Annotated in this window: 23 protein-coding genes; 19 read left to right on the forward strand and 4 right to left on the reverse strand. The window is 35.8% G+C overall.

Translation table 11 applies throughout. The features are described 5' to 3' along the window. Window positions 1–59: 59 nt before the first annotated feature. Complete coding sequence (locus AC23MC_RS08665; protein ID WP_487567994.1) at window positions 60–1646, reverse strand: WG repeat-containing protein; 1587 nt, start codon at window positions 1644–1646, stop codon at window positions 60–62. 35 nt (window positions 1647–1681) lie between these two features. On the opposite strand from AC23MC_RS08665, the gene AC23MC_RS08670 reads away from it, so the two are divergent. The 5 genes from AC23MC_RS08670 to AC23MC_RS08690 all read left to right on the forward strand — a co-directional run bounded on the left by AC23MC_RS08670 (window position 1682) and on the right by AC23MC_RS08690 (window position 4226). Then, window positions 1682–2164, forward strand: a complete 483-nt coding sequence (locus AC23MC_RS08670) for a hypothetical protein (RefSeq protein ID WP_487567995.1) — start codon at window positions 1682–1684, stop codon at window positions 2162–2164. A 331-nt stretch (window positions 2165–2495) separates the two neighbouring features. Beyond that, window positions 2496–2873, forward strand: coding sequence for a helix-turn-helix domain-containing protein (locus AC23MC_RS08675; RefSeq protein ID WP_487567996.1), 378 nt, complete (start codon window positions 2496–2498; stop codon window positions 2871–2873). A gap of 122 nt (window positions 2874–2995) precedes the next feature. Beyond that, window positions 2996–3436: a thioredoxin family protein gene (locus AC23MC_RS08680; protein WP_487567997.1), complete on the forward strand. Its 441-nt coding sequence runs from the start codon at window positions 2996–2998 to the stop codon at window positions 3434–3436. Window positions 3437–3556: 120 nt separating this feature from the next. Beyond that, on the forward strand, window positions 3557–3703 hold the full coding sequence (locus tag AC23MC_RS08685) for a hypothetical protein (RefSeq protein WP_291095073.1): 147 nt from the start codon (window positions 3557–3559) through the stop codon (window positions 3701–3703). A gap of 94 nt (window positions 3704–3797) precedes the next feature. Beyond that, window positions 3798–4226, forward strand: coding sequence for a hypothetical protein (locus AC23MC_RS08690; protein ID WP_291095075.1), 429 nt, complete (start codon window positions 3798–3800; stop codon window positions 4224–4226). 19 nt (window positions 4227–4245) lie between these two features. Here AC23MC_RS08690 and AC23MC_RS08695 read toward each other — a convergent pair whose 3' ends face one another. After that, window positions 4246–5523, reverse strand: coding sequence for a replication-associated recombination protein A (locus tag AC23MC_RS08695; RefSeq protein WP_487567998.1), 1278 nt, complete (start codon window positions 5521–5523; stop codon window positions 4246–4248). Window positions 5524–5768: 245 nt separating this feature from the next. Here AC23MC_RS08695 and AC23MC_RS08700 point away from each other — a divergent pair, with 245 nt between their 5' ends. Beyond that, window positions 5769–6524 carry a rhomboid family intramembrane serine protease gene (locus AC23MC_RS08700; RefSeq protein WP_487567999.1) on the forward strand — a complete coding sequence of 252 codons (756 nt, stop codon included), beginning with the start codon at window positions 5769–5771 and terminating at the stop codon, window positions 6522–6524. Between the two features lie 181 nt (window positions 6525–6705). On the opposite strand, the gene rlmB is transcribed toward AC23MC_RS08700, so the two are convergent. Then, window positions 6706–7440, reverse strand: a complete 735-nt coding sequence (gene rlmB / locus AC23MC_RS08705) for a 23S rRNA (guanosine(2251)-2'-O)-methyltransferase RlmB (protein WP_487568000.1) — start codon at window positions 7438–7440, stop codon at window positions 6706–6708. Window positions 7441–7469: 29 nt separating this feature from the next. Further along, a complete protein-coding gene (locus AC23MC_RS08710) occupies window positions 7470–9137 on the reverse strand; it encodes a BamA/TamA family outer membrane protein (protein ID WP_487568001.1) in 1668 nt (555 codons plus the stop codon). 402 nt (window positions 9138–9539) lie between these two features. Between AC23MC_RS08710 and rpsL the strand changes: the two genes are divergently transcribed. The 13 genes from rpsL (at window position 9540) to rpmC (ending at window position 17547) form a co-directional block, all read left to right on the forward strand. Further along, window positions 9540–9944 (forward strand): 30S ribosomal protein S12, encoded by a 405-nt coding sequence (gene rpsL, locus AC23MC_RS08715; protein ID WP_129463124.1) that lies wholly within the window; start codon window positions 9540–9542, stop codon window positions 9942–9944. Window positions 9945–9967: 23 nt separating this feature from the next. Beyond that, window positions 9968–10444 carry a 30S ribosomal protein S7 gene (rpsG, locus tag AC23MC_RS08720; RefSeq protein ID WP_129463123.1) on the forward strand — a complete coding sequence of 159 codons (477 nt, stop codon included), beginning with the start codon at window positions 9968–9970 and terminating at the stop codon, window positions 10442–10444. A 10-nt stretch (window positions 10445–10454) separates the two neighbouring features. After that, the gene (gene fusA, locus AC23MC_RS08725; RefSeq protein WP_487568002.1) at window positions 10455–12611 is read left to right on the forward strand and encodes an elongation factor G; all 2157 of its coding nucleotides are present in this window, start codon (window positions 10455–10457) and stop codon (window positions 12609–12611) included. A gap of 11 nt (window positions 12612–12622) precedes the next feature. Then, window positions 12623–12928 carry a 30S ribosomal protein S10 gene (gene rpsJ / locus AC23MC_RS08730; RefSeq protein ID WP_026710316.1) on the forward strand — a complete coding sequence of 102 codons (306 nt, stop codon included), beginning with the start codon at window positions 12623–12625 and terminating at the stop codon, window positions 12926–12928. A 136-nt stretch (window positions 12929–13064) separates the two neighbouring features. Continuing rightward, window positions 13065–13682: a 50S ribosomal protein L3 gene (gene rplC, locus AC23MC_RS08735; RefSeq protein WP_291095095.1), complete on the forward strand. Its 618-nt coding sequence runs from the start codon at window positions 13065–13067 to the stop codon at window positions 13680–13682. Then, complete coding sequence (gene rplD / locus AC23MC_RS08740; RefSeq protein ID WP_291095097.1) at window positions 13682–14311, forward strand: 50S ribosomal protein L4; 630 nt, start codon at window positions 13682–13684, stop codon at window positions 14309–14311. The genes rplC and rplD overlap by 1 nt, the downstream gene beginning before the upstream one ends. A gap of 6 nt (window positions 14312–14317) precedes the next feature. Further along, a complete protein-coding gene (gene rplW / locus AC23MC_RS08745; RefSeq protein WP_291095099.1) occupies window positions 14318–14608 on the forward strand; it encodes a 50S ribosomal protein L23 in 291 nt (96 codons plus the stop codon). A 6-nt stretch (window positions 14609–14614) separates the two neighbouring features. Further along, window positions 14615–15439 (forward strand): 50S ribosomal protein L2, encoded by an 825-nt coding sequence (gene rplB / locus AC23MC_RS08750; RefSeq protein WP_487568003.1) that lies wholly within the window; start codon window positions 14615–14617, stop codon window positions 15437–15439. 10 nt (window positions 15440–15449) lie between these two features. Next, the gene (gene rpsS / locus AC23MC_RS08755; protein ID WP_129463117.1) at window positions 15450–15728 is read left to right on the forward strand and encodes a 30S ribosomal protein S19; all 279 of its coding nucleotides are present in this window, start codon (window positions 15450–15452) and stop codon (window positions 15726–15728) included. 6 nt (window positions 15729–15734) lie between these two features. Continuing rightward, window positions 15735–16145, forward strand: a complete 411-nt coding sequence (rplV, locus tag AC23MC_RS08760) for a 50S ribosomal protein L22 (RefSeq protein ID WP_112086728.1) — start codon at window positions 15735–15737, stop codon at window positions 16143–16145. 8 nt (window positions 16146–16153) lie between these two features. Then, on the forward strand, window positions 16154–16903 hold the full coding sequence (rpsC, locus tag AC23MC_RS08765) for a 30S ribosomal protein S3 (protein ID WP_112086727.1): 750 nt from the start codon (window positions 16154–16156) through the stop codon (window positions 16901–16903). Window positions 16904–16922: 19 nt separating this feature from the next. Next, the gene (gene rplP, locus AC23MC_RS08770) at window positions 16923–17342 is read left to right on the forward strand and encodes a 50S ribosomal protein L16 (RefSeq protein ID WP_112086726.1); all 420 of its coding nucleotides are present in this window, start codon (window positions 16923–16925) and stop codon (window positions 17340–17342) included. A 13-nt stretch (window positions 17343–17355) separates the two neighbouring features. Next, a complete protein-coding gene (rpmC, locus tag AC23MC_RS08775; protein WP_248432892.1) occupies window positions 17356–17547 on the forward strand; it encodes a 50S ribosomal protein L29 in 192 nt (63 codons plus the stop codon). Window positions 17548–17562 lie beyond the last annotated feature (15 nt).

A 17562-nucleotide genomic window follows, 5' to 3' on the forward strand; every position in this document is an offset into this window, starting at 1 on the left:
TCAAAAAAATCATTTATCTTTGAATTATTAACGAAATACTCTATTAGCAAAAGTCCAATTTAGTTTGAAGATATACATTGTTGTATGATATTGTCATACATTGCCGGAGCTACTATTTTGCCGGTTACTTCATTGATTAATCCATATTTTCCATTTTTGTCTTTAAAATATAAAAGGTGGATATTGCTGTAGCTGTCATTGTTATTTAAACGCTCTTCATTTGGCACACAACCGTATTCTGAAACATTTTCTGAAAAGAGGATGTTGTTTTCAGGTGAAAAAAAATTGAACGTTTTATCAGAACTGTCTAAAATGAATAGTTTACTGTTTCGGGTGTTACTCTTTGCAATCCAATGGTAATTTAAAGGCACAATTACTTCTCCCTTTTTATTGCATATCCCCACTCTATTTGGGTTTCGCATCCCCACTTTAAACATATCGTTTTCAGCGTCAACAAAATCATATTCAATCGGGATGACTATTTCACCATTCAAATGAATAACACCCTGTTTTCCGTTGTTTTCAACTTGTATATAGTCTTTGAAATTACTTTGATACATAAAATTATAATTGTCATACATCGCCGGTATGATCACTGTACCATTTTTATCGATCATGCCTTTTTTTCGGTCTTTTGTAAATGAAAAATTATTATTCGAAAGTAATCGTATGCTGTTTGAATCATATATAAAGGGAATTATCAATTTACCTTCGGTATTAAAAACGCCCGTTTTATTATCTTTAACCGCCATTATGTGTTCTGAGCCCTCTGCGTAAACCGACTGGTATTCAAAATTTGTTTTTACATTGGTTTTTGTAAAATAGATACTGTACAGGTTATTTTTCTTTATTAAGTAATGATGTTTTTGCTTTATTCTTTCAATGTTATCATTATCAGGCTCATAGAGTATTTCACCTGTATTGCTTAACAGTCCGATTTTTTTATTTTTTACGGTAAATAAATCATTTACAAATGTTTCGCTTACTTTTAAAGTGGATGGTTGATTATAATTGGATTGTTGAGGTTTATGTTCAACATAGAGTGAATCATATACAAAAGGGGAGTTGAAGCTTTCTGAAATAACCCCAAATTTTCCATTTTGTTTGGCAATAAGTAGGTTTTGATAGGCCGTAACAATTTCTGTATTTTTTGGTAATGAAATTTTAGCATCAATCACTACCATTTTTTTATTTCCTTTTTTGTCTTTTACAGATGCCGCCAGTTTATTGCTTATAAGTATCTCACTGTATAGGATGGGTAGTACTATTTCGCCGGTATTAGAAAGCAAACCGAATTTCTTATTTTTCTTTACTTTATAAAATGATTTAAAGGTTTCGATGTGGTCATAAATGATTTTTGATTTCAACGTTCCTTCTTCGTTGGCTATTCCGAACTTATTGTCTTTTTGCACAATAAAGCCAAAAAGGCCATAAGTGATATTATCATAGATTGCTTCTTGTTTATTATTTTGGTAATCTTCAAACCCAAATTTAGAATTGGCTTGGTATATTTTTACAAACTTGCTTTTGACTTGTGCTGTTTTTTCAGTTGGATCGTTTCCATCAGCGTAACCCGTATTTCCTTTGTTTTGACAAACGATAAGGTTGCTCACCATCAAAAAAAATAAGAGTATATTTTTTCGCATAATTTTTTTACATTTGTTGCCTATACTGCTAAAATATGAAATATTCACTGATATTACCAGCTTTATTTTTATTGATTTTTTCCAACTTCGGAATGGCTCAAACAGTTGAAAAGCTGAGAGAGAATACCGTCACTGTTGAAGAAACTGTTCAAATGGTCGAAGAACCGGATTTCGAAGTGTCAATAGCAGTAGTTGAAGTACCACCTATTTATCCGGGATGTACTGCTTCACGAGAAGAAAGCATAAAATGTTTATTTGAAAAAATAAATGAAAAGTTCAACAAAGAATTTGTGTTTCCAAGTTCTTTAGAAAAAAAGGAACAACGGATATTTGTGAGTTTTAATGTGTCTCATGAAGGGGTTGTTAAAATTGCTGTGCTCAGAAGTCCACATAAGGATATTGATGAACAAGTCAAAAAAGTGTTCAGTGATTTTCCACAACTATTTCCCGGAATCCAAAGAAACAAGCCTGTGGTGGTAACTTTTTTAGTTCCTTTTACGCTTAATAAAGGGTTGTAAGCGGTTATTTTGATGGGGATCTTATGGTCTCGTTTAATATCTTTAAACAGTAACTACCTGCCATCGTTACTTTGGTGTTGGGAAATTGGAGCTTTGTTAATGTGTCAATTTGACAATTAGTCAATGTGTCAATTAGTGGTATAGCCATAAAGGGTAATGATTTCAATTTTTTACTTTCGTTGGGAATCAATCATTAAAATTTGTATTTTTGTTAGAACGCTACATTCGATGAGGTTTTTGTTGAGGTAGTATTTTAATCAATTTGGTTTCTTACCAAATGGATTGGTTTTTTACCAGTATATCGTTTTTAATTTTTTAGTATTTTTACACCATGAGCACAGCAAAACCTAAACACATCGGACGAAATATTAGTCGTATCAGAGAATTACGCCAAATGAAACAAGAAGCATTAGCACAAGCAATGGGTGTTAGTCAGCAGACCGTTTCCAATTTAGAAAATAGTGAAACGATTGATGACGAAAAACTTTCAGAGGTGGCTAAGGCACTAGGAGTTAGTCCGGAAGGTATAAAACAATTTAGTGAAGAAGCTGTTTTCAATTACTTCAATTACTTTAATGATCAGAGTAGCGGTTTCAACACTAATTGCACTTTCAATCCCCTCGACAAAGTCGTAGAATTATACGAGCGTTTAGTTCAGGCGGAAAAGGATAAGGTGGCTTATTTGGAGAAGTTGATGGAGAGGAAGTAGTTGTCTGTTGTCTGTTGTCTGTTTGGGTCGTTTGAATCTGTTGGATGCTTTGTACAACGCTGACTTTACTTTCTGTACAAATTTTTGATTGTCAATTCTTTCCTAACTTTACTAAAAAAGTGATGAAAAAACTAGTTATTCTCTTTAGTGTACTTTGGTTGGGAAGTTTTTTTCTCTCCTTTTCTTTTCCCACTGAAGAAGAAACGGCGGCTAAAGGAATTGATTTCTTTAAGGGAACTTTTCAAGAAGCGTTGGCTTTGGCAGAGAAGGAGAAAAAGTATGTGTTTGTAGATGTTTATGCCACGTGGTGTGGCCCTTGCAAACAGTTGAAACGAACGACATTTAAGGACAAAGAAGTGGGAGCGTATTTCAATAAAAACTTTATCAATATTGCTATTGACGGTGAAACGGAAGAGGGAGACGAAATCCTTAGTCGGTATAGCATTCGTTCGTATCCTACGTTGTTGATTTTGGATGGAAAAGGTCGCGTGCAAACAAGGTATTCCGGTTTTATGAAACCTTATATTTTGATTAATTTTGGTAGACGAATTGTGCCTTTGTAACGGTTTAGAGCGATGAACGGGACTATTCTTTTAAGTCAGTATGTTTGCGGAGCGAGTGCTGATTTTCAAAATCAATTAAGATTCGCATAAATTATTTATATTTGCTAAAATTGATGCAGCATGAACTACAAACTATCCTTTCAGGAAAGAGCCCAGTTGAGTTTGGAACAATTAGAGAAGCAGCCACCGATTACGTTAGAAAAAGCAAAAGCTCAAGCCGAGTGGTTACGAAAAGCTAGTCAATTAAAAGATAAGAAACAACGTTAATCAAACACGATTTATCATCGAAATTGTTTCCCGAAAGCCAGTGAAACTCCTCAAAAACATTTTCCTATTCGCGTTTGTCGTTGTAATCATTTACTTGGCATTCTTTATCCCGAAACGTATCCGTATTGATGGGACTTGGTCTGTTTCAAAAATTCTATTGGACGGCAAATCATTAATCGATAGCAAAAAGGATACACTTTTTTATCATTCGTTAGAGCTTTTTAAACCAAAGTATGTAGCACACATTGATGGAGATTCTCTGATTATTAAAAAAGGGGAACATAAAATAGGAACGAAGTACATTATTCAACAAGGCAAAAACGGAAACCATTTGATTAATTTAACCTCCAATGAACAAACATTAAACGGAACTTTTCAGATCACCTTTGACACACTGGTTACCAGTGCAAGTTTTTATAATGTATATGTTGACATTGTCTCCAATTCTACACAATTGTCGTTGCAAAAAGAGGTTTACGTTAAACCCTGGAAACCCAGACCTATTGAAAGAGGTAAACCTTAATGGATTGATTTTCTTTTTTTTAATACCCATATTTATCCTTCCACCGATTCTTCAAAAAATTCCGCAACTCTTTCTCCCTCGCATTATTCCCCGGTTCATAAAAAGAAGTATTTTGAATTTCATCAGGTAGAAATTCCTGTTCGGCAAAATTATTTTCAAAATCGTGGGAGTATTTATATTCATCACCATAACCCAATTCTTTCATCAATTTGGTAGGAGCGTTTCGCAGATGTAACGGAACAGGCAAATCGCCGGTTTGTTTCACGATTTGCTGGGCTTTTCCAATCGCTAAATAACTTGCATTACTTTTGGCAGATGTCGCTAAATAAATTGCACATTGACTCAATAAAATTCTGCTTTCAGGATAGCCAATGGTGGTTACTGCTTGAAACGTATTATTTGCCATAATCAATGCTGTCGGATTGGCATTACCAATGTCTTCACTGGCTAAAATGAGCATTCTTCGGGCGATGAATTTCACGTCTTCGCCTCCTTCAATCATTCGGGCTAACCAATACACTGCACCGTTTGGGTCGCTTCCGCGAATTGATTTAATGAATGCCGAAACAATATCATAATGTTGTTCACCCGTTTTGTCATATAAAACCGTATTCTTCTGAACCAATTGCATCACTTTTTCATTCGTGATTTCAATTGAATTTTCTTCGGTTGCATTAACGATTAATTCAAAAATATTCAGCAATTTTCTTCCATCACCACCGGAAAGTCGCAAGAGAGCTTCGGTTTCTGTTAACGTAATTTGTTTTGTTTTTAAAATTTCGTCTTGTTCTATTGCTCGGTGTAACAATTGCTCTAAATCATCTTTTGAAAATGCATTTAACACATACACCTGACATCTTGACAATAGAGCCGGAATTACTTCAAAACTTGGGTTTTCAGTGGTAGCACCAATTAATGTAATCCATCCTTTTTCGACTGCGGCTAACAACGAATCTTGTTGTGATTTGCTAAAACGATGAATCTCATCAATAAACAAAATCGGATTTTTGGCTGTGAATAATCCGCCACTCATTTTGGCTTTTTCGATTACTTCGCGAATGTCTTTTACCCCCGAATTAATGGCACTTAACGTAAAAAAAGGACGTTTACTTTCCTGAGCCATAATTTGAGCCAGGGTAGTTTTTCCGGTTCCGGGTGGTCCCCATAAAATTAAACTCGGAATGATACCTTTTGCGATTTGATGTGTCAACGAACCTTGTTCGCCAACCAAATGCAACTGACTAATGTATTCCGATAAATGTTGTGGCCGGATGCGTTCGGCAAGTGGTGCTTCCATGGTGTAAAAATACTCATTTCTGACAAAAAAGCACTATTTTCGTTTTGGATGTGTTTTTGATAATGAATTTGAGTTCGGAATTAATCTTACTTATTTTGGCCACTAATTCACTAATTTATAGGCTATCTTGATTTGGATTAATTCGGATTTTCATCTACGATGAACGAATTTGGTTTTCTAAATTAGACTTTTATTTGTGAATTCGTGGTTATCTAAAATTCCGAACCTATGTAACGAATAGAATTATGAAACAAAAATCCTTTATTTTTTCAACTTCGGTAATTGCTTGGCCTTTATTTTTTGTATTGGCTTTATGGATAGTTTTTTGGGTTGAAGTTCGATTCAAAATCGATTTAGGCATTTACGGTGTTTTACCAAGAACAGTCAGCGGTTTAAAAGGCGTTATTTTGAGTCCGTTTTTACACGGGGATATCAAACATTTGTATAATAATTCGATTCCATTACTGTTTTTAATTGCGGTTTTACGTTATTTCTACCGAGAAGTTTCGTTGCAAGTTTTAGTGTTTGGTATTCTACTTTCCGGACTCGGAACGTGGCTAATTGGAAGAGAAAGTTACCATATTGGTGCCAGCGGATTAATTTATGTATTGGTCAGTTTTATCTTTTTTAAAGGAATTCAAACCAAACATTATCGATTAGTTGCCCTTTCATTAGTTATCGTGATGTTGTATGGCGGAATGATTTGGTATATTTTTCCTGAAGTTGAAAACGGCATTTCGTGGGAAGGCCATTTGGCCGGATTCATCACCGGATTTTTATTTTCACTTTTATACAAAGCTGAAAACTATAAAAAACCAATTCGTTACGACTGGGAAAAACCCGATTTTAATCCTGAAAATGATCCGTTTATGAAACATTTTGATGAGAATGGAAATTTCGTCAACACGCCAAAACCTGAAGAATTAGAAGTAGATTACACTTTTTTCAATATTGATGAAAATGTGTTTTATGAATTTAAATCAGAGAAAGAGAAGGAGTGATTCTTTCTTTACTAATTTGAATTAATAAAAAGCCACGAATGCACAAATTAAAGTTCTAATTTTTAGAATTTAATTAGCTTGTCTTAGATAAATATTCGAATTAAATCGAATTGATTGTCAATTTAAAATTTGTGACCCGAGACCGAAGGTCGAACAGACGAAGTAATTCGTGGTCAGAAAATTATCGTCTCTGTCTCACCACTTCATATAAAAAAGCTCCACACGCAACAGAAACATTCAACGAAGCAATTGTGCCAAACATAGGTAATTTTGCTTTCTCATCCACAATTTTCAAAACGGATGGATTGATTCCGCGGTCTTCGCTTCCCATAATGATAGCTAGAGGTTCATTAAGTGCTAAATCATAAATGGCATCGTCTGTTTTTTCCGTGGCTGCAATGGTTTTGATTCCTGAACCTTGCAAGTAAAAAATGGCATCTTTAATATGTTCCACTTTACAAATCGGCACATTAAAAACTGCACCGGCACTGGTTTTTACCGTATCTCCGTTCACGGGAGCAGCACCTTGTTTACCAATGATAATTCCGTCAACACCGGTACATTCTGCTGTGCGGATAATGGCACCAAAATTTCGGGCATCCGAAAGTTGGTCTAAAATTAAAAATAGAGGAGTTTTACCACTTTCCAATACATTGGAAATCAAACTTTCCAAATCGTGAAAATTTACCGGAGCAATTGTCGCCACCGCACCCTGATGATTTTTGGCAGTAAGACGATTTAATTTTTCAACAGGAACGTAAGTGAAATTCACTTTATGTGATTTCATCACTTTCATTAATTCACGCATCAAATCGCCTTGAATGTCTTTTTGTAAAAACACTTTGTCGATTTCTTTACCGGCTTGAATTGCTTCAATAATCGCTCTTATTCCAAAAATTTGATTGTCTTTTTCCATTCGGCAAAGGTATGATTAGTTTTGATAAACTAAAAATTTGTCCTAAAACTAATATGCACAATCGAATTAGAGAGTTTAATCTCTTGATTGCCCACACTACCATTGGCATACACCAAATTTAAAAGTCCGTTTTTGGTAAGAAGTCCAAACCCGAAGCCCAATCCCAATAATGAATCACTCATATCGGTTGTTTGATCTTGATAATAGCCATAATCAATAATCGAATGAACATACATTCCGGATGAAAGAACATAGCGGTATTCCGTTAGAATAGACGAAAATAAATTCCCCTGTAAACTATTTTCATTAAAACCTCTAATCGAATTAATTCCACCAAAGCGATGCAATTCATTCACAATAAAAGAATCGCTTTTGAGGTAATAACTTTGCGATTTCAGATGCACAATGTTTTTCGCATTCAAATACACATTATGCCTTAATTCCAGCTGACCAAACAACTGACTTTGTGAATCGGTTTTAGAATCCCGACTTCCTAAACCAACTTTTAAATGCAAAGCAGTTTTTTCCGGAAACAAAAAATCATCGGCTTTAAAATCGGTGTATTCAAATTGTCCGGTTACGAATGAGTTTTTAAAATCACTAATAAAACTCGAATTTGTATTTTGAATATCGCTTGATTCTGTGGATTGATAACCCAAATAAACTCTTGTGTTATACGTAAAAAGATAACCCAAATCAATCGACGTACGCGTGTTTTGAAAAGTACTATCTTGTTTAAAAATCTGTAATTCCGTTTTCAATCCCAACGAGCTTTTAAAGAGATACGGAATTTGCAAACCGGCATTAAAAGTTGTCTGCTCATTACCGTCACTTTTCCAAAATATCGAAAACTGTTCGCCGGAATTCAACAGGTTGTGCAAAAGCAAATCTACATAACCATTAAAATTTATTTTTCCGCCTTCGTCGTTATTAAAGCCCACAAAACCATCAAATCGGTTGGCTTTTGCTTTTTCCAAATAAACATACACTTTGGTAGAATCTTGGGTAAACAGAATTTCAGGATATTTTGTTTGTCGCACAAACCGAAAACCTTCTACTGTTTTATACAGCTTGTCTAAATTCGATTGATTAAACGTTTGTTTGGCATACATTTTTTTTAAATTTTTCCGATGACTTTCAGGAAATTTCTCAAAACCATCAATCACAATGTCGTTTAAAGCTCTTTGCTTGTTTGGTTTAATCAACAAATCTGCATAAAGCAAATCTTCCTGATTTCTAAAGTTTTCTAACTTTAATTGAGCCAACGAATAACCGGTTGCTTCCAATCGTTTCAAAATGCCGGACATAAAAGGTTCCACATTTTCAATCGGAAGCTTTAATAATCCATCATCCGCTTTATAATCTTCACCTAAAAAAGGCAGCATTTCGTTACCTATATATATATGTAGGTTTGAAGTTCTTTTTCCTAACCTATATTCAAACAGAAAAGTAGAATCGTTTGCTTTTTTATTACTCAGGTTTTCGCTTTCCAAATAACCCAACTCAAAAAGCTTCTTGCTAAACAGTTTCGTTTCATCCACAACACCTTTTGCATTTACAAATTGCTTGGCATAACCAATCGAATCAATTTTTTTTGTTTCTTCAGTAGTCGAACCTTCGATGGTTAAATAGACATTTTGAGCCTTTCCGAAACAGAAAACCAATATAAACAACACGATAAACAAAAGCCTTTTCAAAACTATTTTAATTTCGATAAAAGTAACGCAAAAAAAGGAGATATGGTATAAGGGCCTTTTTCCTGCTTTCCATTCCAAGTCCGTTTGTTGGGGTTGGTTCGGCTAAGCTCCGCCAAAAGCTTCCTCCGGTCGCTTTGGCAAAGCAAGCCTCACACAACCCCAACAAGCCGGGCTTTCCATTGCAATCAGGGGCAGGGGAGTGGTGGTTAAAAGAAGTTTCAGGTTTCAAGTTTCAGGTTGGATCGTGAAACCTGAAACCTGAAACTTCAAACCTGAAACTAAAAATTTCTCAACTCAAACAAAATAAATAAATTATGATTTGTTTTAACAAAAAAAAGTACTACATTTGCAACCCCTTAAAATAGGGTAATTTTAAAAACATAGAAATTTTTAGTATTAATTATGCCAACAATTCAACAATTAGTAAGAACAGGGAGAGCCCAAATAACTAAGAAGAGTAAATCGGCTGCTTTAGATTCTTGTCCTCAAAGAAGAGGTGTGTGTACTCGTGTTTACACAACGACTCCAAAAAAACCAAACTCAGCGATGAGAAAAGTTGCAAGGGTTCGTTTAACAAACGGAAACGAGGTAAATGCATACATTCCTGGAGAAGGACACAATCTACAAGAGCACTCGATAGTATTAGTTAGAGGCGGAAGGGTAAAAGATTTACCAGGTGTTAGATACCATATCGTGCGTGGTGCGTTAGATACTGCTGGAGTAGCAGGTCGTACGCAACGTCGTTCAAAATATGGAGCAAAACGTCCAAAACCAGGTCAACCAGCAGCACCCGCAAAGAAAAAGTAATTAGAAACTTTTAAAGAAAAGACATGAGAAAAAGACAGGCCAAAAAAAGACCTCTTTTACCAGATCCAAAATTCAATGATCAATTGGTAACACGTTTTGTAAACAACTTAATGTGGGATGGTAAGAAATCTACCGCTTTCAAAGTATTCTATGATGCTTTAGAAATAGTAGAAACAAAAAAGCAAGATGCTGAAAAATCTGCTTTAGAAGTATGGAAAGATGCATTAACAAATGTTATGCCTCACGTAGAAGTTCGTTCACGCAGAGTGGGTGGAGCTACTTTCCAAATTCCAATGCAAATTCGTCCGGATAGAAAGATTTCCTATGCTATCAAATGGATGATTCTTTATGCAAGAAGAAGAAACGAGAAATCAATGGCAGCTAAATTAGCTTCAGAAATTTTAGCAGCAGCTAAAGAAGAAGGAGCAGCAGTTAAGAAAAGAATGGATACGCACAAAATGGCAGAAGCTAACAAAGCGTTCTCTCACTTTAGATTTTAATTCATAAGAAATGGCTAGAGATTTAAGATACACAAGAAATATCGGAATTGCAGCTCACATTGATGCAGGTAAAACTACAACAACAGAGCGTATTCTATTTTACACAGGAAAATCACACAAAATTGGTGAAGTGCACGATGGTGCTGCAACAATGGACTGGATGGCACAAGAGCAAGAAAGAGGTATTACAATTACTTCTGCTGCAACTACTTGTGAGTGGAATTTCCCAACCAATCAAGGAAAACCAACAGCAGAATCAAAACCGTATCACTTTAACATTATTGATACTCCTGGACACGTGGATTTTACCGTAGAGGTAAACCGTTCATTGCGTGTACTTGACGGATTAGTATTCTTGTTTAGTGCAGTGGATGGTGTTGAACCACAATCTGAAACTAACTGGAGACTTGCTGATCAATACCGAGTTCCAAGAATGGGATTTGTTAACAAAATGGACCGTCAAGGGTCTAACTTCTTAGGAGTTTGTCAACAAGTTAGAGATATGTTGAAATCAAATGCGGTTGCAATCACATTGCCAATCGGAGATGAAATCGATTTTAAAGGAGTTGTAGATTTAGTTAAAAACCAAGCTATTGTTTGGCATGACGAAACACAAGGAGCAACTTTTGACATTGTTGATATTCCTGCTGACATGGTTGATGAAGTAAAACAATATCGTTCAATTCTTATTGAAGCGGTGGCGGATTATGATGAAAACTTGTTAGATAAGTATATGGAGGACGAAAACTCTATTACTGAAGAAGAAATTAACAATGCATTACGTGCAGCAACAATCGACATGGCTATCATTCCTATGATTGCCGGATCTTCTTTCAAAAACAAAGGAGTTCAATTTATGTTAGATGCTGTTTGTAAATATTTGCCATCTCCAATGGATAAAGAAGGTATTGTCGGAATCAACCCTGATGATAAAGATTTATTGGAAGAAGATCAAAGAAAAATTTTACGTAAACCGGATGTTAAAGAGCCATTCGCTGCTTTAGCATTTAAAATTGCTACTGACCCTTATGTTGGTCGTTTAGCTTTCTTCCGTGCCTATTCAGGTCGTTTAGATGCAGGTTCTTACGTATTAAATACACGTTCAGATAACAAAGAGCGTATATCACGTATCTATCAAATGCACGCCAACAAACAAAACCCAATCGAATATATCGAAGCAGGTGATATTGGTGCGGCAGTAGGATTTAAGGATATCAAAACAGGAGATACATTGTGTGATGAAAAACACCCAATCATTCTTGAGTCAATGAAATTCCCTGATCCTGTGATTGGTATCGCGATTGAGCCTAAAACAAAAGCTGACGTTGATAAAATGGGTATGGCTTTAGCTAAATTGGCTGAAGAGGATCCAACATTTACGGTTAGAACAGATGAAGCTTCCGGACAAACTATCATTTCAGGAATGGGTGAGTTACACTTAGACATTCTTGTAGATCGTATGAAAAGAGAATTCAAAGTAGAAGTTAACCAAGGTGAACCACAAGTAGAATACAAAGAAGCTTTCACAAAATCAGCACAACACAGAGAAACTTATAAAAAGCAATCAGGTGGACGTGGTAAATTTGGTGATATCGTATTCAAACTTGGGCCAGCTGACGAAGTTGATGGAAAGCCATTCGTAGGTCTTCAGTTTGTGAATGAAGTAAAAGGAGGTAACGTTCCTAAAGAATATATCCCTTCTGTTGAAAAAGGTTTCAGAGAAGCTATGAAATCAGGTCCTCTTGCAGGTTATACTGTAGATAGTTTGAAGGTAACTCTTTTAGACGGATCTTTCCACCCTGTGGATTCGGATGCATTATCTTTCGAATTGGCTGCAAAAATGGGTTACAAAGAGGTTGCTAAAGCTGCTGGTGCTGTAATTCTTGAGCCAATCATGAAAATCGAAGTAATTACTCCGGAAGAAAACATGGGTGATATCGTAGGAGATTTGAACAGAAGAAGAGGTCAAGTGAATGATATGGGCGACAGAAATGGAGCCAAAACAATCAAAGCAAATGTGCCTTTATCTGAAATGTTTGGTTATGTAACTACTTTAAGAACATTGTCTTCTGGTAGAGCAACTTCAACAATGGAATTTTCACATTACGAACAAACTCCTTCAAACATCTCTGAAGAAGTTATCAAAAAAGCAAAAGGTAACGCTTAATTCTAACGAAAATGAGTCAAAAAATCAGAATAAAATTAAAATCTTACGATCACATGTTGGTGGATAAATCAGCAGAAAAAATCGTAAAAACGGTAAAAAGTACCGGAGCTGTGGTAACAGGACCAATTCCATTACCTACGCACAAAAAAATATTCACAGTATTACGTTCTCCACACGTTAACAAAAAAGCGAGAGAGCAGTTTGAAGTGAGTTCATACAAAAGATTGTTAGATATCTATTCTTCTTCTTCTAAAACTATTGATGCACTAATGAAATTAGAGTTACCAAGTGGTGTAGAAGTTGAAATCAAAGTCTGATAGAAAATAGTATTAAGATGAAAGTATTAAGTATTAAGACATTGTGTTCTTAATACTTATTGCTTTAATCTGTCTTAATACTTAATACAACAATCTTAATACAAAAGAATTTTTAATAATTTATAAATAGTTTAATATGTCTGGGTTAATTGGAAAAAAAATCGGCATGACTAGCATTTTCGACGAGAACGGGAAAAATATTCCTTGCACCGTGATTGAAGCAGGTCCATGTGTCGTTACCCAAGTCAGAACCAAAGCGGTTGACGGGTATGAAGCGTTTCAGCTTGGTTTCGATGACAAAACAGAAAAACACGCAACTAAAGCGGCCGTAGGTCACTTTAAAAAAGCGGGAACTTCTGCTAAGAAAAAAGTCGTTGAATTCCAAGATTTTGAAACAGAGTATAAATTAGGTGATTTAGTCACTGTAGATCAATTCAGCGAAGGAGAATTTGTTGATGTACAAGGTGTATCTAAAGGTAAAGGTTTCCAAGGGGTTGTAAAGCGTCACGGTTTTGGTGGTGTTGGACAAGCTACTCACGGACAACATAACCGATTAAGAGCACCAGGTTCTGTAGGAGCTTCTTCTTATCCATCAAGAGTATTCAAAGGAATGCGAATGGCAGGAAGAACTGGAGGAGAAAATGTAACAATTCAAAACCTTAGAGTTTTAAAAGTAGTAGCAGATAAAAATTTGTTATTAGTTAAAGGATGCGTTCCTGGACACAAAAACTCTTATGTAATCATTCAGAAGTAATGGAAGTAAAAGTTTTAGATATCAACGGAAAAGAAACAGGTAGAAAAGTACAACTTTCTGACGCTGTTTTCGCTATCGAGCCTAACAAACATGCTATCTATCTTGATGTAAAGCAATATCTTGCCAACCAAAGACAAGGTACTCATAAAGCAAAAGAAAGAGCAGAAGTAACAGGAAGTACTCGAAAAATTAAGAAACAAAAAGGAACAGGTACAGCTCGTGCCGGTAGTATTAAGAATCCATTGTTCAAAGGTGGGGGTACAGTTTTCGGTCCAAGACCAAGAAGCTATTCTTTCAAATTGAACAAAGCTTTAAAAAGATTAGCTCGTAAATCGGCCTTCTCTCAAAAAGTAAAAGATTCAGAATTAGTCGTGGTAGAAGATTTTAATTTTGACACACCAAGTACTAAGAATTTTATTACAGTTCTGAAAGCCTTAGGGTTAGAAAATAAAAAATCTCTATTTGTGTTGGGCGATACAAATAAAAATGTATATTTGTCGTCACGCAATTTAAAGGCCTCTAAAGTTGTAACTACCTCAGAATTAAGCACTTATGCTATTTTGAACACGAATAACTTAGTGCTTTTAGAGAGTTCTTTAGAAGGAATTGAAGAAAATTTAAGTAAATAATAGGCCATGAGTATCATAATTAAACCTATCATAACTGAAAAAATCACCAAGCAAAGTGAATTAAACAATCGTTATGGTTTTGTAGTGGATAAGAAAGCAAACAAAATTCAAATCAGAAATGCTGTAGAGGCAGCTTACGGTGTGAAAATTGTTGCCATCAACACTATGAATGTTAGACCAGACCGTTCTGTAAAATACACTAAAAGTGGAATGATTAGTGCTAAAACGAATTCTTTCAAAAAAGCAATCGTACAAGTACAAGAAGGAGAAACAATTGATTTTTACAACAATATCTAATAAGAAATGTCAGTTAGAAAATTAAAACCTATTACCCCGGGTCAGCGTTTTAGAGTTGTGAATGGTTTTGACGCCATCACGACTGATAAGCCGGAAAAGTCATTATTGGCACCGAAAAATAACTCAGGAGGTAGAAATAGTCAAGGAAAAATGACCATGCGTTATACAGGCGGTGGTCACAAACAAAAGTATCGTATCATTGATTTTAAAAGAACTAAAGCCGGAATTCCTGCTACAGTTAAATCAATTGAGTATGATCCAAACAGAACAGCATTTATCGCTTTGTTAGCTTATGCAGATGGTGCTAAAACCTATGTGATTGCACAAAACGGTTTAAATGTTGGTCAAACAGTAACTTCAGGTGAAGAAGCATCTCCGGAAATCGGAAATGCACTTCCATTAAGTAAAATTCCATTAGGAACTGTAATTTCTTGTATTGAGTTACGTCCGGGTCAAGGAGCAATCATTGCTCGTTCGGCTGGAACATTTGCTCAATTAATGGCAAGAGATGGAAAATATGCCACTATCAAAATGCCTTCTGGCGAAACAAGATTAATCTTGTTAACTTGTATGGCTACTATTGGTGCAGTGTCTAACTCAGATCATCAGTTGATTGTTTCCGGTAAAGCCGGTAGATCAAGATGGTTAGGAAGAAGACCAAGAACAAGACCAGTTGCAATGAACCCTGTCGATCACCCAATGGGTGGTGGTGAAGGACGTTCTTCTGGAGGTCACCCACGCTCTAGAAACGGTATTCCTGCAAAAGGATATAGAACCCGTTCTAAAGTGAGCCCAAGTAATAAGTATATTGTTGAACGCAGAAAGAAATAATTAGATAGACATGGCACGTTCATTAAAAAAAGGACCATTTGTACATTATAAATTAGATAAAAAAGTTCTAGAGAATATCGAGAAATCAAATAAAGCAGTGATCAAAACTTGGTCAAGAGCTTCAATGATTACACCTGACTTCGTAGGACAAACTATCGCAGTACACAATGGTCGTCAGTTTGTTCCAGTTTATGTAACTGAAAACATGGTAGGACACAAGTTAGGAGAATTTTCACCAACAAGATCATTTAGAGGTCATGCCGGTGCTAAAAATAAAGGTAAAAAATAAGAAGCAATGGGAGTTCGTAAAAGAGAAACAGCAGATGCGAGAAAAGAGGCTAATAAGTCTATAGCTTTCGCGAAATTGAATAACTGCCCTACTTCACCTAGAAAAATGCGCTTGGTTGCAGACTTGGTAAGAGGTCAGAAAGTGGAAAGAGCACTAAATTTATTAAGATTTAGCCAAAAAGAAGCTTCAAGAAAACTAGAGAAATTGTTGTTATCAGCTATCGCCAACTGGCAAGCTAAAAACGCAGAAGCTAGTATTGAAGAAGCAGCTTTATTTATAAAAGAGATCAGAGTTGACGGTGGAATGATGTTAAAAAGACTTCGTCCGGCTCCTCAAGGTCGTGCACACAGAATCAGAAAACGTTCAAATCACGTTACAATCGTGCTTGGAGCTAGTAATAACACACAAAGCAATTAATAATTAAGATGGGACAAAAGACAAATCCAATAGGAAACAGACTTGGGATCATCAGAGGATGGGATTCAAACTGGTATGGTGGAAATGATTACGGTGATAAAATTGCCGAAGATTATAAAATCAGAAAGTATATCCATGCTCGTTTATCAAAAGCTAGTGTATCAAAAGTAATCATCGAGAGAACTTTAAAACTTGTAACCGTTACTATCACTACAGCCAGACCTGGTATCATTATCGGAAAAGGCGGACAAGAGGTAGACAAGTTGAAAGAAGAACTTAAGAAAATTACTGACAAAGAGGTTCAAATTAACATCTTTGAAATTAAAAGACCTGAGTTAGATGCTTATTTAGTTGCAACAAGTATCGCTCGTCAAATCGAAAGCCGTATTTCATACAGAAGAGCCATTAAAATGGCTATCGCAGCAGCAATGCGTATGAATGCGGAAGGTATTAAAGTTTTGATTTCCGGTCGTTTGAATGGTGCTGAAATGGCACGTTCAGAAGGTTTCAAAGAAGGTAGAATTCCTCTATCAACTTTCAGAGCCGACATTGATTATGCTTTGGCTGAAGCTCACACTACTTATGGTAGAATGGGTATCAAAGTATGGATCATGAAAGGTGAAGTTTACGGAAAGAGAGATCTTTCTCCATTAGTAGGCATGGATAAAAAACAAGCCGGTGGTGGTGGTAACAAAGGTGGTGATGCTCCAAGAGGAGGAAAACCAAACGGAAAATCAAACCCACGTAAAAGAAAGTAATTTTTTAAATTAAAGAAAAATGTTACAGCCTAAAAGAACAAAATACCGTAAGGTACAAAAAGGTAGAATGAAAGGTGATTCTCAAAGAGGTCACGAGCTTTCAAATGGGATGTTCGGAATAAAATCAATGGATTCTTCGTTCTTAACTTCACGTCAAATCGAAGCAGCTCGTATTGCAGCCACTCGTTTTATGAAAAGAGAGGGACAATTATGGATCAAAATTTTCCCGGATAAACCAATCACTAAGAAGCCTCTTGAAGTACGTATGGGTAAAGGTAAAGGTGCAGTTGAATATTGGGCTGCCGTTGTTAAACCCGGAAGAATTATGTTTGAAGTAGGAGGAGTACCTTTGGCAGTTGCAAAAGAAGCGTTACGCTTAGCAGCCCAAAAGCTTCCTGTAAAAACTAAGTTTGTAGTTGCTAGAGATTTCGAAGCATAATCTTATATACATTATGAAACAATCAGAAATTATAAGTCTATCTGTAGCTGAGTTACAAGAACAACTTAGTCAGTCAAGAAAAACGTATGCCGACCTAAAAACGACTCATACTATATCTCCAATTCAAAATCCGCTTCAAATTAGAGCGATGAGAAGAACAATTGCGAGATTAGTTACTGAGCTAAGTAAAAGAGAGTTACAATAATTGTATTCTGCTGAA

Source organism: Flavobacterium sp. T50_26 (assembly GCF_057652995.1).